This window comes from Pseudomonas sp. B35(2017) (genome assembly GCF_002113645.1).
Lineage (GTDB): Bacteria > Pseudomonadota > Gammaproteobacteria > Pseudomonadales > Pseudomonadaceae > Aquipseudomonas > Aquipseudomonas ekonensis.
This window is the reverse complement of record NZ_NEIZ01000014.1, coordinates 39,756-54,571: the sequence shown is the minus strand read 5'-3', so window position 1 is coordinate 54,571 and position 14,816 is coordinate 39,756. Positions and strand designations below refer to the sequence as shown.

The following is a 14,816-nucleotide window of genomic DNA, read 5'->3' as shown; positions in this document are numbered from 1 at the left end:
CCCACCGCTGGCCGCCGCTGCTGCGGCGGATCCTGCGGCCGCTGCTGGACCCTTACCGGCGCTACCGGCATGCCCGGCTGATCCACGCCGTGCGGGTGGCGCTGGGGCTGCTGGCGACCATCGCGCTGACCACCGGCATCAACCTGCCCCACGGCGAGTGGGCATCGGTGACCATGCTGGTGGTGATCGGCGGCCTGCAGCATCACGGCAACATCGGCAAGAAAGCCGCCGAACGCGCCACCGGCACCCTGATCGGCGCCGGCGTGGGCCTGGCGCTGGTGGCGCAGCAGGCCTGGCTCGGCCTGCCGTGGCTGACCTACTTCGCCATGGCCGTGGTCTGCGGCTTCTTCTCCTATCACGCCATCGGCAAGGGCGGCTACACCGCCCTGCTCTCGGCCATCACCGTCTTCATCGTCGCCGGCCATGGCGACAACCCCATCACCGACGGCCTGTGGCGCGGGGTCGACATCCTGATCGGCATCGCCCTGGCCCTGGCCTTTTCCTTCGCCTTGCCGCTGTACGCGGTGTATTCGTGGCGCTACAACCTGGCCGATGCCTTGCGCGACTGCGCGACGGTCTACGGACGTATCATCGGCGGCCAGCCGGTCAACGCCGACGAACACCTGAAGCTGATGAACCGCTTGAACGCGGCGATGGTGCAGCTGCGCTCGCTGATGCCGTCGGTGTCCAAGGAAGTGAACGTGTCGATGACCGAACTGGATGCGATCCAGCGCAACCTGCGCCTGTGCATCAGCACCCTGGAGATCCTCGGCAACACCCGGCCGGACGCCAACGACCCGCATGCCATGGCCCATCTGCAAGCGGCGCTGAAGGCCGAACACCGGCATGTCCGCGTGCAGTTGGTCGGCATGGCCCGGGCGCTGAAGTCCGGCGCCGTCCAGCGTCTGGGACGGCCGATGGCGCTGCCGGACGCGAGCCTCGACGCACCGGTCTACAGCGCGCTGGACGGCTACCGGCTGCTGACCCGGCAACTGGCGGCCAACATCGGCGACATGCGCCAGCGCCTGGCGACATCCGCCCCGCGCTGGAACCTTTGAGGACTACTGCGCGGCCAGGCGCCGCGACTTCAGGCCCCAGCCCTGCTGCATGCCGGCGGCGGCCAGCAGAATCGCCGCCACGCCCAGCCATTGCAGAGTCTCCAGGCGATGGCCGAAGGCAACCCAATCGACGAAGATCGCCGCAATCGGGTAGATGAACGACAGGGCGCCGGTCAGCGCGGTCGGCAGTTTCTGGATCGCGCCGTACAGCAGCACATACATCAGCCCGGTGTGGACGACGCCGAGCGTCACCAGGCTGGCCCACGCGTTCGGCGTCTGGGGCAGCGCGGAGAAGTGCGCGAACGGCGCCAGCGCCAACACGCCGGTGCAGACCTGGATCAACGCGATCAGGTGCGGCGGCGTGCCGGTGAGGCGCTTGATGATCAACGCGGCGATGGCATAGAGAAACGCCGCGCCCAGCGCCAGGGCGATGCCCGTCAGATAGTCGTTGCCGCTTTCGCCCTGCCCGCCGTGGGCACTGACGATGGCCAACATGCCCATGAACGAGACCGCCAGCCAGAGCAGCTTCTGCAGCGTGATCTTCTCGCCCAGGAACAGCGCCGCCAGCCCCACCAGCATGAACGGCTGGACGTTGTACACCGCCGTGCCGATGGCGATCGAGGCCCGCGAGTAGGAAGCGAACAGCAGCACCCAGTTGCCGACGATCGCCAGTCCGCTGAGCACCGCCAGCAGGAAGGTGGTGCGGGTCAGGATGCCCGGCCGCAGAAAGCCGAACGCGGCGCAGATCAGCAGCAAGGTGCCGGCGCCGAACACGCAGCGCCAGAACACCACGTCCAGCACCGGTTGCCCGGACACCAGCACGAACCAGCCGATCGTCCCGGAAATCAGCATGGCGGCGGTCATTTCGAGTGAGCCGCGGCGCAGGGTCTTGTCCATTTCAAATCTCCTGTGTTGTGGCCAAAGTATGCCAAGCCACGCCGACATCTCTCCAGCGCAAAAAGAAGGCTAAACTCAAGATCCGCCTTTTTTATCGAGGGTGGATGCCCTCCACCGCCTAATCAGGAACCGCACCATGACCGACGACATCGACCAGATCCTCATCGGCGCCTTGATGGAGGACTCGCGCCGCTCGCTCAAGGCCCTGGCGCAGATCAGCGGCCTCTCCTCCCCCAGCGTCGCCGAGCGGCTGAAACGGCTGGAAGAGCGCGGCGTGCTCAAGGGCTACACCGTGGAGATCGACCCGAAGTGCTTCGGCTACCAGTTGCAGGCCATCGTCCGGGTGCGGCCGCTGCCGGGGCAGTTGCAGGAAGTGGAGCGGCAGATCCTGTCGATCCCCGAATTCACCGAGTGCGACAAGGTCACCGGCGAGGACTGCTTCATCGCCCGCCTGCACGTACGCTCGATGGAGCAGCTGGACACCCTGCTCGACCGGCTCAACACCCTGGCGGAAACCAATACCGCCATCGTCAAGAAAACCCCAGTGAAACGTCGATTGCCGCCGATGAACTGAGTGCTTTACCGACGGGATCAGCGTAGATTGATGTTTTTCAGGCGAAGGAATGCGGCATGAAGGTCTTGGCAATGGCGCTGGCGGCGTTGACGCTCACCGGCTGCGGAACGGTGCAGACCGTGGCGCGTTCCGACCAGACGTCCGTGGACTACCTCAAGGACAAGAAAACCTATTGCGGGGCCGTACCGCGGATCTACAGCGGCGTGGCATTCGATTTCTGCCAGTTGAACGCCCAACTGGGAGACGGCGTCGATGCCTTCAACCACAGCAACGCGCCGCTCGGCGTAGTGATCGATGCGGCGGCGTCCGGGGTGCTGGACACCCTGCTGTTGCCTTACACGGTCTACCGGCAGCACACCGACGGCAGCATCGTCATCAACTGATAACGCCTGCGCGTTTTCACAGGCAACAAAAAACCCGCCGAAGCGGGTTTTTTTAGGGTTGCGCGATAACCGATCAGTCGTCGCGGCCCAGAATGCCGAACAGTTGCAGCAGGCTGACGAACAGGTTGTAGATCGATACATACAGGCTGATGGTGGCCATGATGTAGTTGCGCTCGCCACCGTGGATGATCGCACTGGTCTGGAACAGGATGCAGACCGACGAGAACAGCACGAAACCTGCGCTGATCGCCAGTTGCAGGCCGCTGATCTGGAAGAAGAAGCTGGCCAGCGTCGCACCCAGCAGCACGAAGAAACCGGCGGTGATGAAGCCGCCCAGGAAGCTCATGTCCTTGCGGGTGATCAGCACGTAGGCCGACAGGCCGCCGAACACCAGGGCCGTCATCGCGAACGCGGAGCTGACCACTTCGGCGCCGCCCTGCATGCCCAGGTAACGGTTGAGGATCGGGCCGAGCAGGAAGCCCATGAAACCGGTCAGGGCAAACGCCGACACCAGGCCCCAGGCCGAATCGCGAAGCTTGTTGGTGAGGAAGAACAACCCGTAGAAACCGATCAGCACCACGAAGATGTTCGGGTAGCCGACGCGCATCTGCTGGGCCACGAACGCCATCACGCCACTGAATGCGAGGGTGAGCGCCAGAAGGCCGTAGGTGTTGCGCAGGACGCGGCTAACTTCTAGCTGCTCGGCCTGCACGCCGTTGTGAACTGCGTAATCCTGTTCGCGCATGGCGACACTCCTGTTGGTTTGAAACGTTCAGTCGCAAAGATGATAACAGACGCTCTGCAACAAGCCATGTACAGAGTTTGACAGTGTGTTTCATTCAGGTATTATGGCGCCCGCAATGCAAACGGAGGTGTGGCCGAGTGGTTTAAGGCAACGGTCTTGAAAACCGTCGACTGTAACAGGTCCATGAGTTCGAATCCCATCGCCTCCGCCATCTTCTATACGACAAAGCCCTGATTATTCAGGGCTTTGTCGTTTCTGGCATTCAGGAATCCTATTCTTTCCCCCTGGATCGTTTTCGCATCTTTTCAGCCATTTCACGAAGGGCCACTCAGTGGCCCATCCCACACAGCTGTCCAGCACCAGAGCCCGGTTTGAGCGCTACGTCCCCGCAAACGGCTTGCCTACGGTTCCCCTGAAATACCCTCCTGTTACTGAATCCGCCCTTCGACCCAAGTAATGAGTGCCTCCAACGGCATGGGTCTGGCGAACCAGTACCCCTGCCCTTCGTGACATCCTTCGGCCTGCAGGAACGCCAGTTGCTCGCGGGTTTCGATACCTTCGGCAATTGCCTGCATGCCCAATGCACGGGCAATGCTGAGAATGGCGCGCACGATCTCCTGATCGGCGGTACTGCCAGGCAGCATCGCCACGAAGGATCGATCGATTTTCAACTTGTGGAACTGAAGGCTACGCAAGCGGCCAAGGGATGAATACCCCGTGCCAAAGTCGTCCATCGCCAGGCGAATGCCCGAGCGGCGAAACGCCAGCGAATTGCGCATGGCCTGCTCCGCGCCCGTCATGGCCACGTCTTCGGTGATTTCCAGGACCAGTCTCTCGGGTGGCAGTCCGGTCTCCTTGATCATTTGCTGTATCACCTCTACGAACTGCTCGTCGACGAACGAATCCACACAAACATTCACCGCTACCGGCACATCCAGAATGCCCGACTTGATCAGCCAGGCGTTATCGACACACGCCTGACGAATGACCCAACGGGTAATGGCGGGCATCAGGCGATATTTCTGCGCGATGGCTATGAACTGGCCGGGTGCAAACAGTGTATCGCCATGGTGCCAGCGAATAAGCGCCTCCAGGCCTGAAGGCAGGAAGGTTCGCGTATCGAACTGCAATTGGTAGTGCAGTTCGAATTGCCCAAGCTCAAGCGCTTCGCGCAAACAAGAGACCAGTCGATAGTTGCGCTCGTTTTCCTCACGCATCTCATGGCTGAAAATACGTACTTCGCCGCCCCCGTCGGACTTGCCCCGGTACATCGCGATATCCGCCGCGTTGATCAGTTTGTCCGCCGATCGGCCATGCTCGGGAAACAGACTGATCCCGATGCTGGCCGAGACCAACAGCGGCACACCATCGATGTCGAACAACTGCTGGAGACTTTTGATCAAGCGGTCTGCGATCTGCTCGGCCTTGTCGCCATCGTTCAGCAACAGGAACGCCACGAACTCGTCACCACCGACTCGCCCCAAAATATCGCCGCCCCTCAAAGCCAGGCGCAAACGTTCGGCGACCTGTTTGAGCAGGCGATCACCCACTCCGTGGCCGTAGCTGTCGTTGATGTTCTTGAATCCGTCCAAATCAATGAAGAGCAAACCCAATCGACCGTTGGTCTGCTGGCAATTGCCCAAGGCTTTTTCCAGCATTTCCACAAACTGATGGCGATTGATGCACCCGGTCAGGTCATCGTAAGTGGCCAATTGGGTGATTCGCTTGGTCAATCGATGGCGTTCGCTGATGTCGTAGCAGACGCCGACGAAGGCGCGTTGTCCCCCCAGCTGGAATTCATTGACGTTGAACTGCATGGGGAAATAGGAACCGTCTTTGCGCTGCCCCAGCACCTCGCGCCCGCCGCCGACGACCCTGCGCCTGCTGGCATTGCGAAAACTTTCAAGATAGGTCGGCTGGCGCTGGTTGTAGGCTTCGGGCAGCAAGACCGAGAGATTTTGCCCAAGTAACTCCACTTGGGCGAAATTGAAGTTATGCAGCACCGAGTGGCTTGCCGCCTGGATGATGCCGCGCTCATCGATGACCAGAACCGTATTGGGCGACGCATCAGTGATGGCGTCGAACAGCGACAGGTCCAGGACTATCGGAGCATCGTTGTGTCGGCCACTCGGGGCATCGTCTTTCTGCTGAGACATCGAATGTGCCCCCTACAGGCGGAAGTTGCCGACCTGCGCCGTCAATTCATCACACACCTGACGCAACGTCTGGCAATCCTGCTGGCAGCGATGGGTTTCACTGGAGGTGAAATGAGCCAGGTCGGCAATGCCTTGAACGTTGCGATTGATTTCCTCGGTAACCGAGGACTGTTCCTCTGTCGCGGTCGCCACCTGGCTGTTCATGTCGCTGATCCGTTCGATCTGCGACGCGATTGCCTCCAACGATTGATTGGTCCGCTGGCTGGCATCGACGCCGGTCTGCGTTGCCGCCTGGCCAGCGCGCATGGAACTGACGGCTGTTTCCGCCCCTTGCTTGAGGCCCTGGATCATTTGCTGGATTTCATCCGTGGAGTTCTGGGTGCGGCCGGCCAGGGTTCGGACCTCGTCGGCTACGACGGCAAATCCGCGCCCCGACTCGCCGGCCCGTGCCGCCTCGATGGCGGCGTTCAGCGCCAGCAGGTTGGTCTGTTGCGAAATGCCGCGAATCACCGCCAGCACTTGATCGATAGACGACACGTGTTCGGCCAGCTCACCGACGGAGTGACCGGCTGTTCCGATTTCCTCGGCCATTTTTTCGATGTGCGCGGTGGACTCACCGACGATGCCGCTGGCTTGATGAGCTTCTGCTTGCGCCACTTGCGACGCCTCTGCCGCACCACTGGCATTGCGGGCGATCTCCTGAACGGTAAGCCCCATCTCATGCACGGCAGTGGCCACCAGGTCAGTCATTTCCCGTTGTTGAGACGCCCGTGCAGCGGTCTCTTCCACCACCTGGGCAACTTGCGCCACAGCACCGCGCAACTGTTCACTCGTCTGGGTAATGGCGCCGATCAGAGTCCTCAACGTACGGGTCATCACCCGCACGCTGCCTAGGGCGCTCCTTTCCGGGGCATCGTGAATCGTCACGGCCAGATTGCCGCTCGCAATTTCCGTCAACACACGGTCCAGTTCGGCCGGGGCGCCGCCCAACTGCTCGATGATTTGTTTTCGCCCCAAGTAAATCATCAGGCCGATCTCACCGATCAACATGAGCAAAACCGCCACAAACAGATTCTGCGCAAAATTCAGCGCGTCGTTTGCCTGTGATACCGCCCGCGATGTGCGCCCTTCCATCAGGCCGAAGAATTCATCGACCGGCTTCATGATCTGTGCCTTGAAGGCATGATATTGCGGGCTGTGCACCAAGGTACGAGCGAGCGCGAGATCAGGCTCGCCGTTGACGGTGTAGTTGCCTTGGGCATCCACGAACTTGCCCTTGACCGCATTCATCGCCTGGACTTCGAGTTGAACAAGCTTGTCTGAATTGGCCTGCGCTTCCTTGAGTTTGGCGAACTCATCATCCGTGAAACCATCCCGCTTCATCAGGGTTTCCAGGGCCACCGCCTCGCCATCAGGGCGAGGCTGCGCATTGCCCGCCGCGACGAAATCCCAGTAAATGCGGTGATAGGCTTCAGGACGCGGAGCCTTCCCGTTACGAATATCGAGAATCTGCAGGTACTCGCGCTCGTACTCCGGGTTGGCCGTCACTACATAAGTCCGCCCCAGGCGGGTCAAATCGTCGGAGCTTTGGCGAAGTTCATCCGCCAGCAAGTAGGACTGATAACGCCTCTCGCTGACCTCGCGTGCATCATGGGCGGCTTGTTTGAGCGTCACGAAGGTGTAAAGCAGGCCTGAAAATGTCGCCACTATCGCAACCAGCACGTATTGGATCGCTCTCGATGTGTTGGCTAATTTCATTTCTATATTCCTGAATCTGGATTTACATGCCCGCAATGGCGATAGCTGCACAGAGGGTTGAGTCCCCGGCAGCCCTGAGCGCCTGACCTGCGCTCAACTGCATTGCGAAATGCTCTAAAGGCATTTGAGATGGCGTAGAAGACTTACCCGACTCCAACCTGGCGATCCTCACCAGATAAAGAGCCAGAGTCGGGCAACACAACGTGCGGCTATTGCGGTTTGGCGAAAAACGCCAACAGTGTCGCGCTCATGGCCCGCGCACCCGCTGCAATCGCCGGTAGCTCGACGACGAACTTCGGGCTGTGGTTCATGGCCGGCGCCAGTCCTTTCTCGATCAGGTTGGTATAAGCATCGGGGAGCCCGCCCCCCACCTCGACAAACATGATTTTGGTGTCGGGAAAAGGTGTGGCGAGCATGTGAAAGTCTTCCGACCCCATTGCAGGCGGCAAGCCGTTCAATACCTTGTCGGCACCCAGTTGGCGCACCAAGGCGGCACGGGCAGTGACGGTCGCCCCCGCGTCGTTGACCAACGGCGTGGAGTGCCCCTTCATGGTGTACACAGGCTTGCGTTCGGCGGGCATATCGTTCATGTCCAACACACCGGTGTTGACCGACTTGATACCCGTGATCATCCGCTCGCGGACACGCTCGTCGTACCAACGCAAATTGAGCTTGAGTGAAGCGCTGTCGGGAATGATGTTGTTGCTGGTTCCCGCCTGAAAGGCGCCCACCGTCAACACAGCCGGCTCGGCCTGATTGACCATGCGACTGACGATGGTCTGATACCCCATCACCGCCATGGCACCCATTACGACGGGATCTTTTGCCGTGTGCGGCGCCGAACCATGCCCGCCCACCCCAGGCAACACAACGTCGAGCTGATCGGTGCCCGCCAGTCGCTTGCCCTCACGGACGGCGACACTGCCAGCGGGATAAACCGGGAACACATGGGCCGCCAGCAGGACATCGGGTTTGGGGGCGAAGTCGTAGAGGCCGTTCTGCACCATGGCGTTGGCCCCTTCGATGATCTCCTCGGCAGGTTCAGCCACCAGCACGAGGGTTCCGGACCAATGATCCTTGAGCTGGGTCATGACTTTCGCCACCTCCAACAGCCAGGTGGTATGGGCATCATGACCACAGGCGTGCATCACCGGCTGGTTGGGATCCCCAAGCCAATTTGCGCTTTTGGTGCTTTGGTAAGGCAGCCCCGTTGTCTCTTTCACAGGCAGTGCATCCATGTCGGCCCGATACATCACCACAGGCCCTGGCCCATTGCGAAAAATGCCCACCACACCGGTCTTGCCGATGCCGCTCTTGACTTCAAAACCTCGTGCCTTGAACTCATTGGCCACCAACGCCGAGGTTTCTTTCTCCTGAAAAGCGAGTTCCGGATTCTGGTGCAGGTGTTTGAACACTTCGATCAGATGCGGCTCGTCCTGGGAGACCAGCGCATTGATCTGTTGAGTGACATCTGGGTCTGCGGCCTGCACAGAGCAAGTGCTCAAAGCGATGGCGAGCGAGCTCAAATAAAAACGAAATGGCACAGAAACATCCTCTTGTGCTTGATGGGCAGAGGGAGTTCGCCTGATCAAGGGCTCCCGTTCTTTCATTGGATTGCTCATAAGAAAATGCGGACGGCGAATGACCATCCGAGCGCAAACGCGCTTAGCGGCTTGCGCTCCTGAGCTTTTCGTAACCCTGACGCATGTCGCCGGCCCACCCATCGATGGCTGACTTGACGTCATTGACGGTTAGCCGCTGCTTGTCATTCTCGAGTTCGTGCGCGGTACTTTTGCGTACCACCTGTGCCAGCAGTCTGTGGCTGTTCCCGTCGAGAAACTCAGCCTCAGTAGCGATTTCCACTGTCTGATCACGCCCCCCGGCGGCGGTGTTCACGGTGGCGGCGAGAAACCACAGCGGCAGGAACTCATAAGGCTTCAGGCCTTCGTTATGTGTTGACACGGCGGTGATGGCCGGACGCATAACGATGGTGTCGGGCCCCGGAGCGTTGGCCAACTTCAGTTTTTTGCCGAACTCGCGCTTGAGGGCTTCATCGAAATACTGAGTGATCGATTGCAGTGTCTGGCCGGAAATGACAGCGGTGGTTATGGGCGCGGGATAAAGCTGGCTGGGTTCAATGTAGATCCGGGTGTAGGTCGAAAAGTCTGCCTGGGCATCGACCCAGCGCATCACGGGCTTGCCCGACGCGCTATCGCCAGGTTGCAGATGACTGTAATCCCGCAGAAATCCCGAGTATTGGCCAGGCTCCACTTGCGAACCTGCGCAACCCGTCAGGCCTACAGTTGCCGCCCACAATAGTCCATTGAGTAACATCGCTCTCATTGCATAAGACTCCATTTCAGAATGTCGACAGCGCCCTGAGCACATAGGCCCAGCACCGTCTTGCATGGCTTTGATCACGAAGTCGTGGGTGCCGTGCATCGAAGCACGGGTTCGGAGTTCCGGGAATTGATCCATGGAAACCGGCCCCGCGCGCCCTATGCCAGCAACAGATGGGCGAACCCACTCAGGTGGGCTCGCGCCGACTCATTTACCCAGGCGCCGGATTTCCGCAGGCGTGAAATCGGCTTTGACCATCGGCGCACCGTAGGCGACCTTCTGATTGACCTCGTTGGTCATCTGGGAAACCCCGTAGCGCCCCGAAATCAGGTCGTAAGTGGTTTCGGCAACAGTGGTCGGGACCTGTACGTCGTACAACATCGCGTAGTGCGCTTCGAACAGGCGCCACAACTCGCCGCGGGTGTCATACATGTCCGAAGCCAGGATCTGCCACGAGTCTTCGTCGATGTAGAAGCGGCGTTTGCCGTAGACATGGCGCGCATCGGGTTTGAGTGTTGCCTCGATGACCCATACGCGGTGTTTCTCATAACGCAGCGGATCCGCACTCAGATGCCCGGGCTTGAGCAGATCAGCGTACTTCAGGGATTTGCTGTTCAACTTGTAGGCGTTGTACCCCACCAGCAACTCCTGCTTTCCGATCAGCTTCCAGTCGTACCGGTCCGGTGCTCCGTTGAAGCCGTCGGTCCCGTCGCTGGTGATCTGGCCAAAGCTGTAGCGCGCGCTGCTGTCATAGGAGACGGTGGGCGCGCGGCGTACGCGGCGTTGCCCCGGCAGGTACTGCCAGGCCGAACGCGCCTCTGTGACCTGGTTCATCGGTTCGTGAATCAGGGTCACTTCGCCTGCGTAGCGCGAAGGCGTCAAGGTCTGCGCGCGATAGAAATAGAGCAGGTTATCTTGGGGATCGAGATCCTTGATCCGGTCGCGGAATGCAGCCACCTGGTTGTAGGTCACAACGGTGGATTGTCCTTGGTCCTGAACGGTGGCCGACGCGATCTCTCGAACGAAAGAGCCACCGCGATAACGGGTCAAATGGTTCCAGAGCACTTCCAAAGGTTCAGTGGGCTCTGCAAAGGGAATCCCGAAATTGTAGTTTTTCAGGCCGTACCCGCTGTCGGCCAACTCGACCTTACCCAGGTTAGCCTTCGCTTCATCCTGATCGGTCTTGGGAATCGTGGCGGTACGATGGGTCGGATACACCGGCATGCGATAGTCGGGGAACCGCGTGAACATGGCCACCTGGCCCGGCGTCAGGACACTCTTGTATTGACCGACATTATCCTTGGTCACGGTATAGAGCGGTTTCTCCGCAGCGAACGGATCGGCATAGTCGCCGTTCGCGCTGACGGGAGCCGCGTTGGCGGCGATGCCCCCCGTCCAGGCCGGAATGCTGCCATCGCTATTCCCTGCTTTCTCCGACCCCATGGGTGTCAGTTTCGCACCGATCAACCCAGGGTCGTTCTGTTTGGCTTGGACAATGGCGCAGGCGGCCATCAAGGCCAGAACGAGCGGCAATTTCTGTGTGATGTTTTTCATTAGAAGCTCACCTTGAGATTCACCGAGGCGAAATCGCGGTCATCGATGGTGGAGAATTTGTTGTTTCCAAGGAATTCGTTGTAGGCAAATTCCAGCGAGTAATCGTTGCGGTAGTCGAAGGTCAATGTCAGACCCACGGCTTGTTGACCTTCCTGGAAATTGGGGCCATAGCCCTCGACGTCATGTCGCCAGTTGATGGCGGGGGTGATGACCGTTGCCGGCAGAAACTCCTCATAGGAAAGACCTGCGCGCAGGCGATACCCCCAAGAGAAGTTGGTATAGATGCCATCGGTGTTGCAGTAGTCGGCATTCATCTGCGCGACTTGCGCGGCGTTCAGACCGCCAGCGCCGGCACCGACGCAGGAAGTGGCGACACCGGTGGTGGGCAAGGTACGTCCGTAGCCGCCGGCGCGACCGAAACGCTCCCCATCCATGTCATCGATCCAGTTGAACCCCACCTCTCCCGCCAGTGAAAGGCGGTTGGCCCCCATGACGTTGGAAAGGGTGTCGACCGCGCCAAGGCTGAACTGCCAAAGCGGTTTGCGCGCATAACCGTCGACTTCGGAACCTCGGGCCGCCGCCAGTTGCGCAGGCGTCAACGGCAGGATCGGCGTGGTGTTCGAACCCGCCAGCAGTCCGACGAAATCCGCGCCGTTGTAGGCCAGCGGCATGTTGGGCCGATAGCTCAGTTCACCGAAGGTGGCAGTGGTGCCGATGATGCCGCTCAGGCTGGCGCCGAAGAGACGGATGTCCTCGGGGTAGACGTTTGAGTAGTCGCCGGTATTGATGTTGACGTTGGCCCCCGCCGGCGCCTGGCGGGCAATGACGCCCTGAAGCTGTGGAGTCCTGCTGTGGTAGTTGATGTAGTACAGCCCCAGATCGGCATCATGCAACGACTCGATGGTGTAGTGCATGGCAAGGCCGTACTGGCCGGTATCACTGGGGTAGTCCGTGGACGTGCGTCGCAGATAGCGTTCACGCTGCGCGTTGGCGGCACCCGCTGCGGGATTGAAGTCCTGCAGGGATTGGGCCGTGGTGCCGGTGCCGCCGGCGATCATGTAGTTGTTCTGGCAGCCTTCCTGCAGGTTGTCGGCAATACTGAAAAAGGTGCCGCAACCATCGAATACCGAAGGACGGAAGTTGTACTGCCAGAACCCTTCCAGGCTGACCGAGTCGCTCAAGTCAAAGTTGAAGCTGATCATCTCGACGGGCAACTGCCCTTCCTTGAGCTCCACCCCCGGCCGGTTGAAGGCCGAGACGTCGAGGGGGTTGATCGCGTTGACACCGTTCTGAATGAACAATGCCTCGCCCCAACTCAGCACTTGATTGCCGACTTTGACGTTCAACGAATGGTCGGCAATGTTGAAGTCCTTCCAGACATAAGCATCCAGTACTTCGAATCCTTTGAATCGGGCGAGGTCCTGCCAGCCGGAATCATTGAATTTCTCGTAGTCACCGTTGCCTGTCTCCAGGGCATGGTCATACCAGTATTTGAATCGAACGAAGGCGCCCTGCGAACCATCGTTCAGATCGAAGTCGGTCAACCCTTTGAACACCGTCGAGAGGGTGTCGCCCTTGCTGAAGTTGAGCTTGCCGTTATCGGCGTTGTAGTTAACGCCGGTGCCGGTTTTCCCGATAGTGGCGGCATCCGCGGCCGTCATCTGGAACTTGTCGGCATTTTTCAGCGCCCAACTGGTGCCCAGACTGAGTGTGGTGTTAGTGGTCAGCCCCCAATCATCGTTGACCTGCCAGGTTGTTGCATTGACAGACTGGCTGCCGATGGCAACGCCCAATGCAAGCAGGTGCGGATAAGGAAGCGATGTTTGACGGCGGGCTCTGCGGGTGATTGAGACTTGCTTCATGTGTTGACTCACCTGTTATTTTTTTATTGGCGATGAGGCACTCAAGCGTCCGCCAGTCACTTGCAGGTGCTGGCGATAGTCCTAATAACGCAAAAAGCGAATGCCCCGCTGTAACCATGCGAGCAAACAACGCGCAGGCATGAGTCATTGGCTGACAAATAGTTTCCCCGGAGTGGGATGGCGCTCTCGGCATACCGGGACATTGCTGTGGGGCTGATCCGTGCATGCAGCCGGTGCCGGCCCGAAATCGGGCCGCAGCCCCTGCCGATTGCGCGTACAGGCGCGGCGCGTCATGCTGGAGATCCTTTTTCCCCTGGCAGTAGACGCAGTGATGGAGACCACCCCGCCACCCCCGACTCCAGGTGCCAGAACCACCCTGGCGTCGGTCGCACGCGCCATTACCAAAACCCTGGAGACGGACTACGGCATCGATCCGTTGCCCGTACTGATCGATCTGGGACTCGACCCGGCCATCCTGCAGGATAACGAACTGCGCATGGATCTGACCGACATCACACCCTTGTGGCTGCGCGCAACCGAACTCAGCGGCGACCCGAACGTCGGCATTCGGATTGCCAGGCGCCTTGCCCCCTCCGATCTGTACGGCATTGATCTGGCGCTCTATACCAGCGCCACGCTCGGCGACGCCGTGCGACGTTTCGTGCTCTTCCTTCCATTGATCACCACTGTCACCCGACTACACCTGTCGCAGGACGACAGGGGGGACTGGCGGATGGAAACCCGCCTCACCGGTGTGCGAGTGCCGGCCGATGCAGCACGGGATTGTTTCAACTATCACAACGTGAAGATGTTTGAACGCCAATGCTCCTCAAAGGCCCCGGACTTTCTGCGCAGACTGGAACTCCCCCGCTCCCGGCCGGCCGACCCGACACCCTGGCTGAAGTTGGGCGTTGAGGTGCTGTTCGGGCAATCTTGCTCAACGTTGGTCTTCAAGCGTGAGGCATGGGATAAAGCCCTGCCAGGTGCCAACGCGCACTGGCTGGTTCGAGTTGAACAGCCGATTCTGCAGCACCTTGCCCGGCTTGGTGCACCTGTACCGCTCAGCGCATTGCGGGCAGGCCTGGCCGAAATACTCGGGCAGGAAGTCAGCCCGCAACATCTGGCCGACGCGCTGACGCTGCCCTTCGAATGCGTGAACCTTTCCCTGGCCCAGCAAAAGACCACCTTTGCAAAACTGCTTGATCAAACCCGAGAGACGCAGACGCTCAACCTTCTGGCCTTGCCCGACCTGACGCTGGACCAGGTCGCCAGTCGTGTGGGTTTCAGCTCCAAAAGCAGCTTGATCCGGGCGTTTCGACGGTGGAAAGGTATCACCCCGCTCAGTTACCGAAAACAGATCGGTTAACGGCAGCCGATTCGGCTCTCAGTATTCTTTTTGTCAGTTGAAGACATGCGTATGCGTCTGAGGCCCTACAGAATTTCGATCGTTATCGTCCAGGCATGCGTGATGCCGACTGCGCTACCTGCA

Annotated in this window: 12 protein-coding genes and 1 tRNA gene; 5 read left to right on the top strand and 8 right to left on the bottom strand. The window is 59.9% G+C overall.

All coding sequences use genetic code 11. The features are described 5' to 3' along the window. Positions 1–17 precede the first annotated feature (17 nt). A complete protein-coding gene (locus CAG41_RS20735) occupies positions 18–1,058 on the top strand; it encodes an FUSC family protein (protein WP_170930297.1) in 1,041 nt (346 codons plus the stop codon). Between the two features lie 3 nt (positions 1,059–1,061). On the opposite strand, the gene CAG41_RS20730 is transcribed toward CAG41_RS20735, so the two are convergent. Next, positions 1,062–1,955 carry a DMT family transporter gene (locus tag CAG41_RS20730; protein WP_085582412.1) on the bottom strand — a complete coding sequence of 298 codons (894 nt, stop codon included), beginning with the start codon at positions 1,953–1,955 and terminating at the stop codon, positions 1,062–1,064. A 136-nt stretch (positions 1,956–2,091) separates the two neighbouring features. Between CAG41_RS20730 and CAG41_RS20725 the strand changes: the two genes are divergently transcribed. Then, on the top strand, positions 2,092–2,529 hold the full coding sequence (locus tag CAG41_RS20725; RefSeq protein ID WP_085582410.1) for an Lrp/AsnC family transcriptional regulator: 438 nt from the start codon (positions 2,092–2,094) through the stop codon (positions 2,527–2,529). A gap of 56 nt (positions 2,530–2,585) precedes the next feature. After that, the gene (locus tag CAG41_RS20720; protein WP_085632802.1) at positions 2,586–2,912 is read left to right on the top strand and encodes a YceK/YidQ family lipoprotein; all 327 of its coding nucleotides are present in this window, start codon (positions 2,586–2,588) and stop codon (positions 2,910–2,912) included. Between the two features lie 73 nt (positions 2,913–2,985). On the opposite strand, the gene CAG41_RS20715 is transcribed toward CAG41_RS20720, so the two are convergent. After that, positions 2,986–3,657, bottom strand: a complete 672-nt coding sequence (locus CAG41_RS20715) for a Bax inhibitor-1/YccA family protein (RefSeq protein ID WP_085582406.1) — start codon at positions 3,655–3,657, stop codon at positions 2,986–2,988. Between the two features lie 123 nt (positions 3,658–3,780). Here CAG41_RS20715 and CAG41_RS20710 point away from each other — a divergent pair. Next, positions 3,781–3,868 (top strand) — tRNA-Ser (locus tag CAG41_RS20710). Positions 3,869–4,085: 217 nt separating this feature from the next. Here the strand turns inward: CAG41_RS20710 and CAG41_RS20705 are convergent. The 6 genes from CAG41_RS20705 to CAG41_RS20680 all read right to left on the bottom strand — a co-directional run bounded on the left by CAG41_RS20705 (position 4,086) and on the right by CAG41_RS20680 (position 13,327). Further along, the gene (locus CAG41_RS20705) at positions 4,086–5,813 is read right to left on the bottom strand and encodes a bifunctional diguanylate cyclase/phosphodiesterase (protein WP_085582404.1); all 1,728 of its coding nucleotides are present in this window, start codon (positions 5,811–5,813) and stop codon (positions 4,086–4,088) included. A 12-nt stretch (positions 5,814–5,825) separates the two neighbouring features. Further along, on the bottom strand, positions 5,826–6,530 hold the full coding sequence (locus tag CAG41_RS29215) for a methyl-accepting chemotaxis protein (RefSeq protein ID WP_371856662.1): 705 nt from the start codon (positions 6,528–6,530) through the stop codon (positions 5,826–5,828). Between the two features lie 1,250 nt (positions 6,531–7,780). Further along, positions 7,781–9,115: an amidohydrolase gene (locus CAG41_RS20695; protein WP_218192174.1), complete on the bottom strand. Its 1,335-nt coding sequence runs from the start codon at positions 9,113–9,115 to the stop codon at positions 7,781–7,783. 121 nt (positions 9,116–9,236) lie between these two features. Then, entirely contained in the window at positions 9,237–9,914 is a 678-nt protein-coding gene (locus CAG41_RS20690; protein WP_085707415.1) for a DUF3313 domain-containing protein, read from the bottom strand. A gap of 204 nt (positions 9,915–10,118) precedes the next feature. Further along, on the bottom strand, positions 10,119–11,465 hold the full coding sequence (locus CAG41_RS20685) for a DUF1329 domain-containing protein (RefSeq protein ID WP_085582398.1): 1,347 nt from the start codon (positions 11,463–11,465) through the stop codon (positions 10,119–10,121). Continuing rightward, positions 11,465–13,327: a DUF1302 domain-containing protein gene (locus tag CAG41_RS20680; protein ID WP_085707414.1), complete on the bottom strand. Its 1,863-nt coding sequence runs from the start codon at positions 13,325–13,327 to the stop codon at positions 11,465–11,467. Before CAG41_RS20680 ends, CAG41_RS20685 begins: the two co-directional genes overlap by 1 nt. 292 nt (positions 13,328–13,619) lie before the next feature. Between CAG41_RS20680 and CAG41_RS20675 the strand changes: the two genes are divergently transcribed. Further along, positions 13,620–14,693 (top strand): AraC family transcriptional regulator, encoded by a 1,074-nt coding sequence (locus CAG41_RS20675; protein ID WP_170930029.1) that lies wholly within the window; start codon positions 13,620–13,622, stop codon positions 14,691–14,693. The last annotated feature ends 123 nt before the right edge of the window (positions 14,694–14,816 follow it).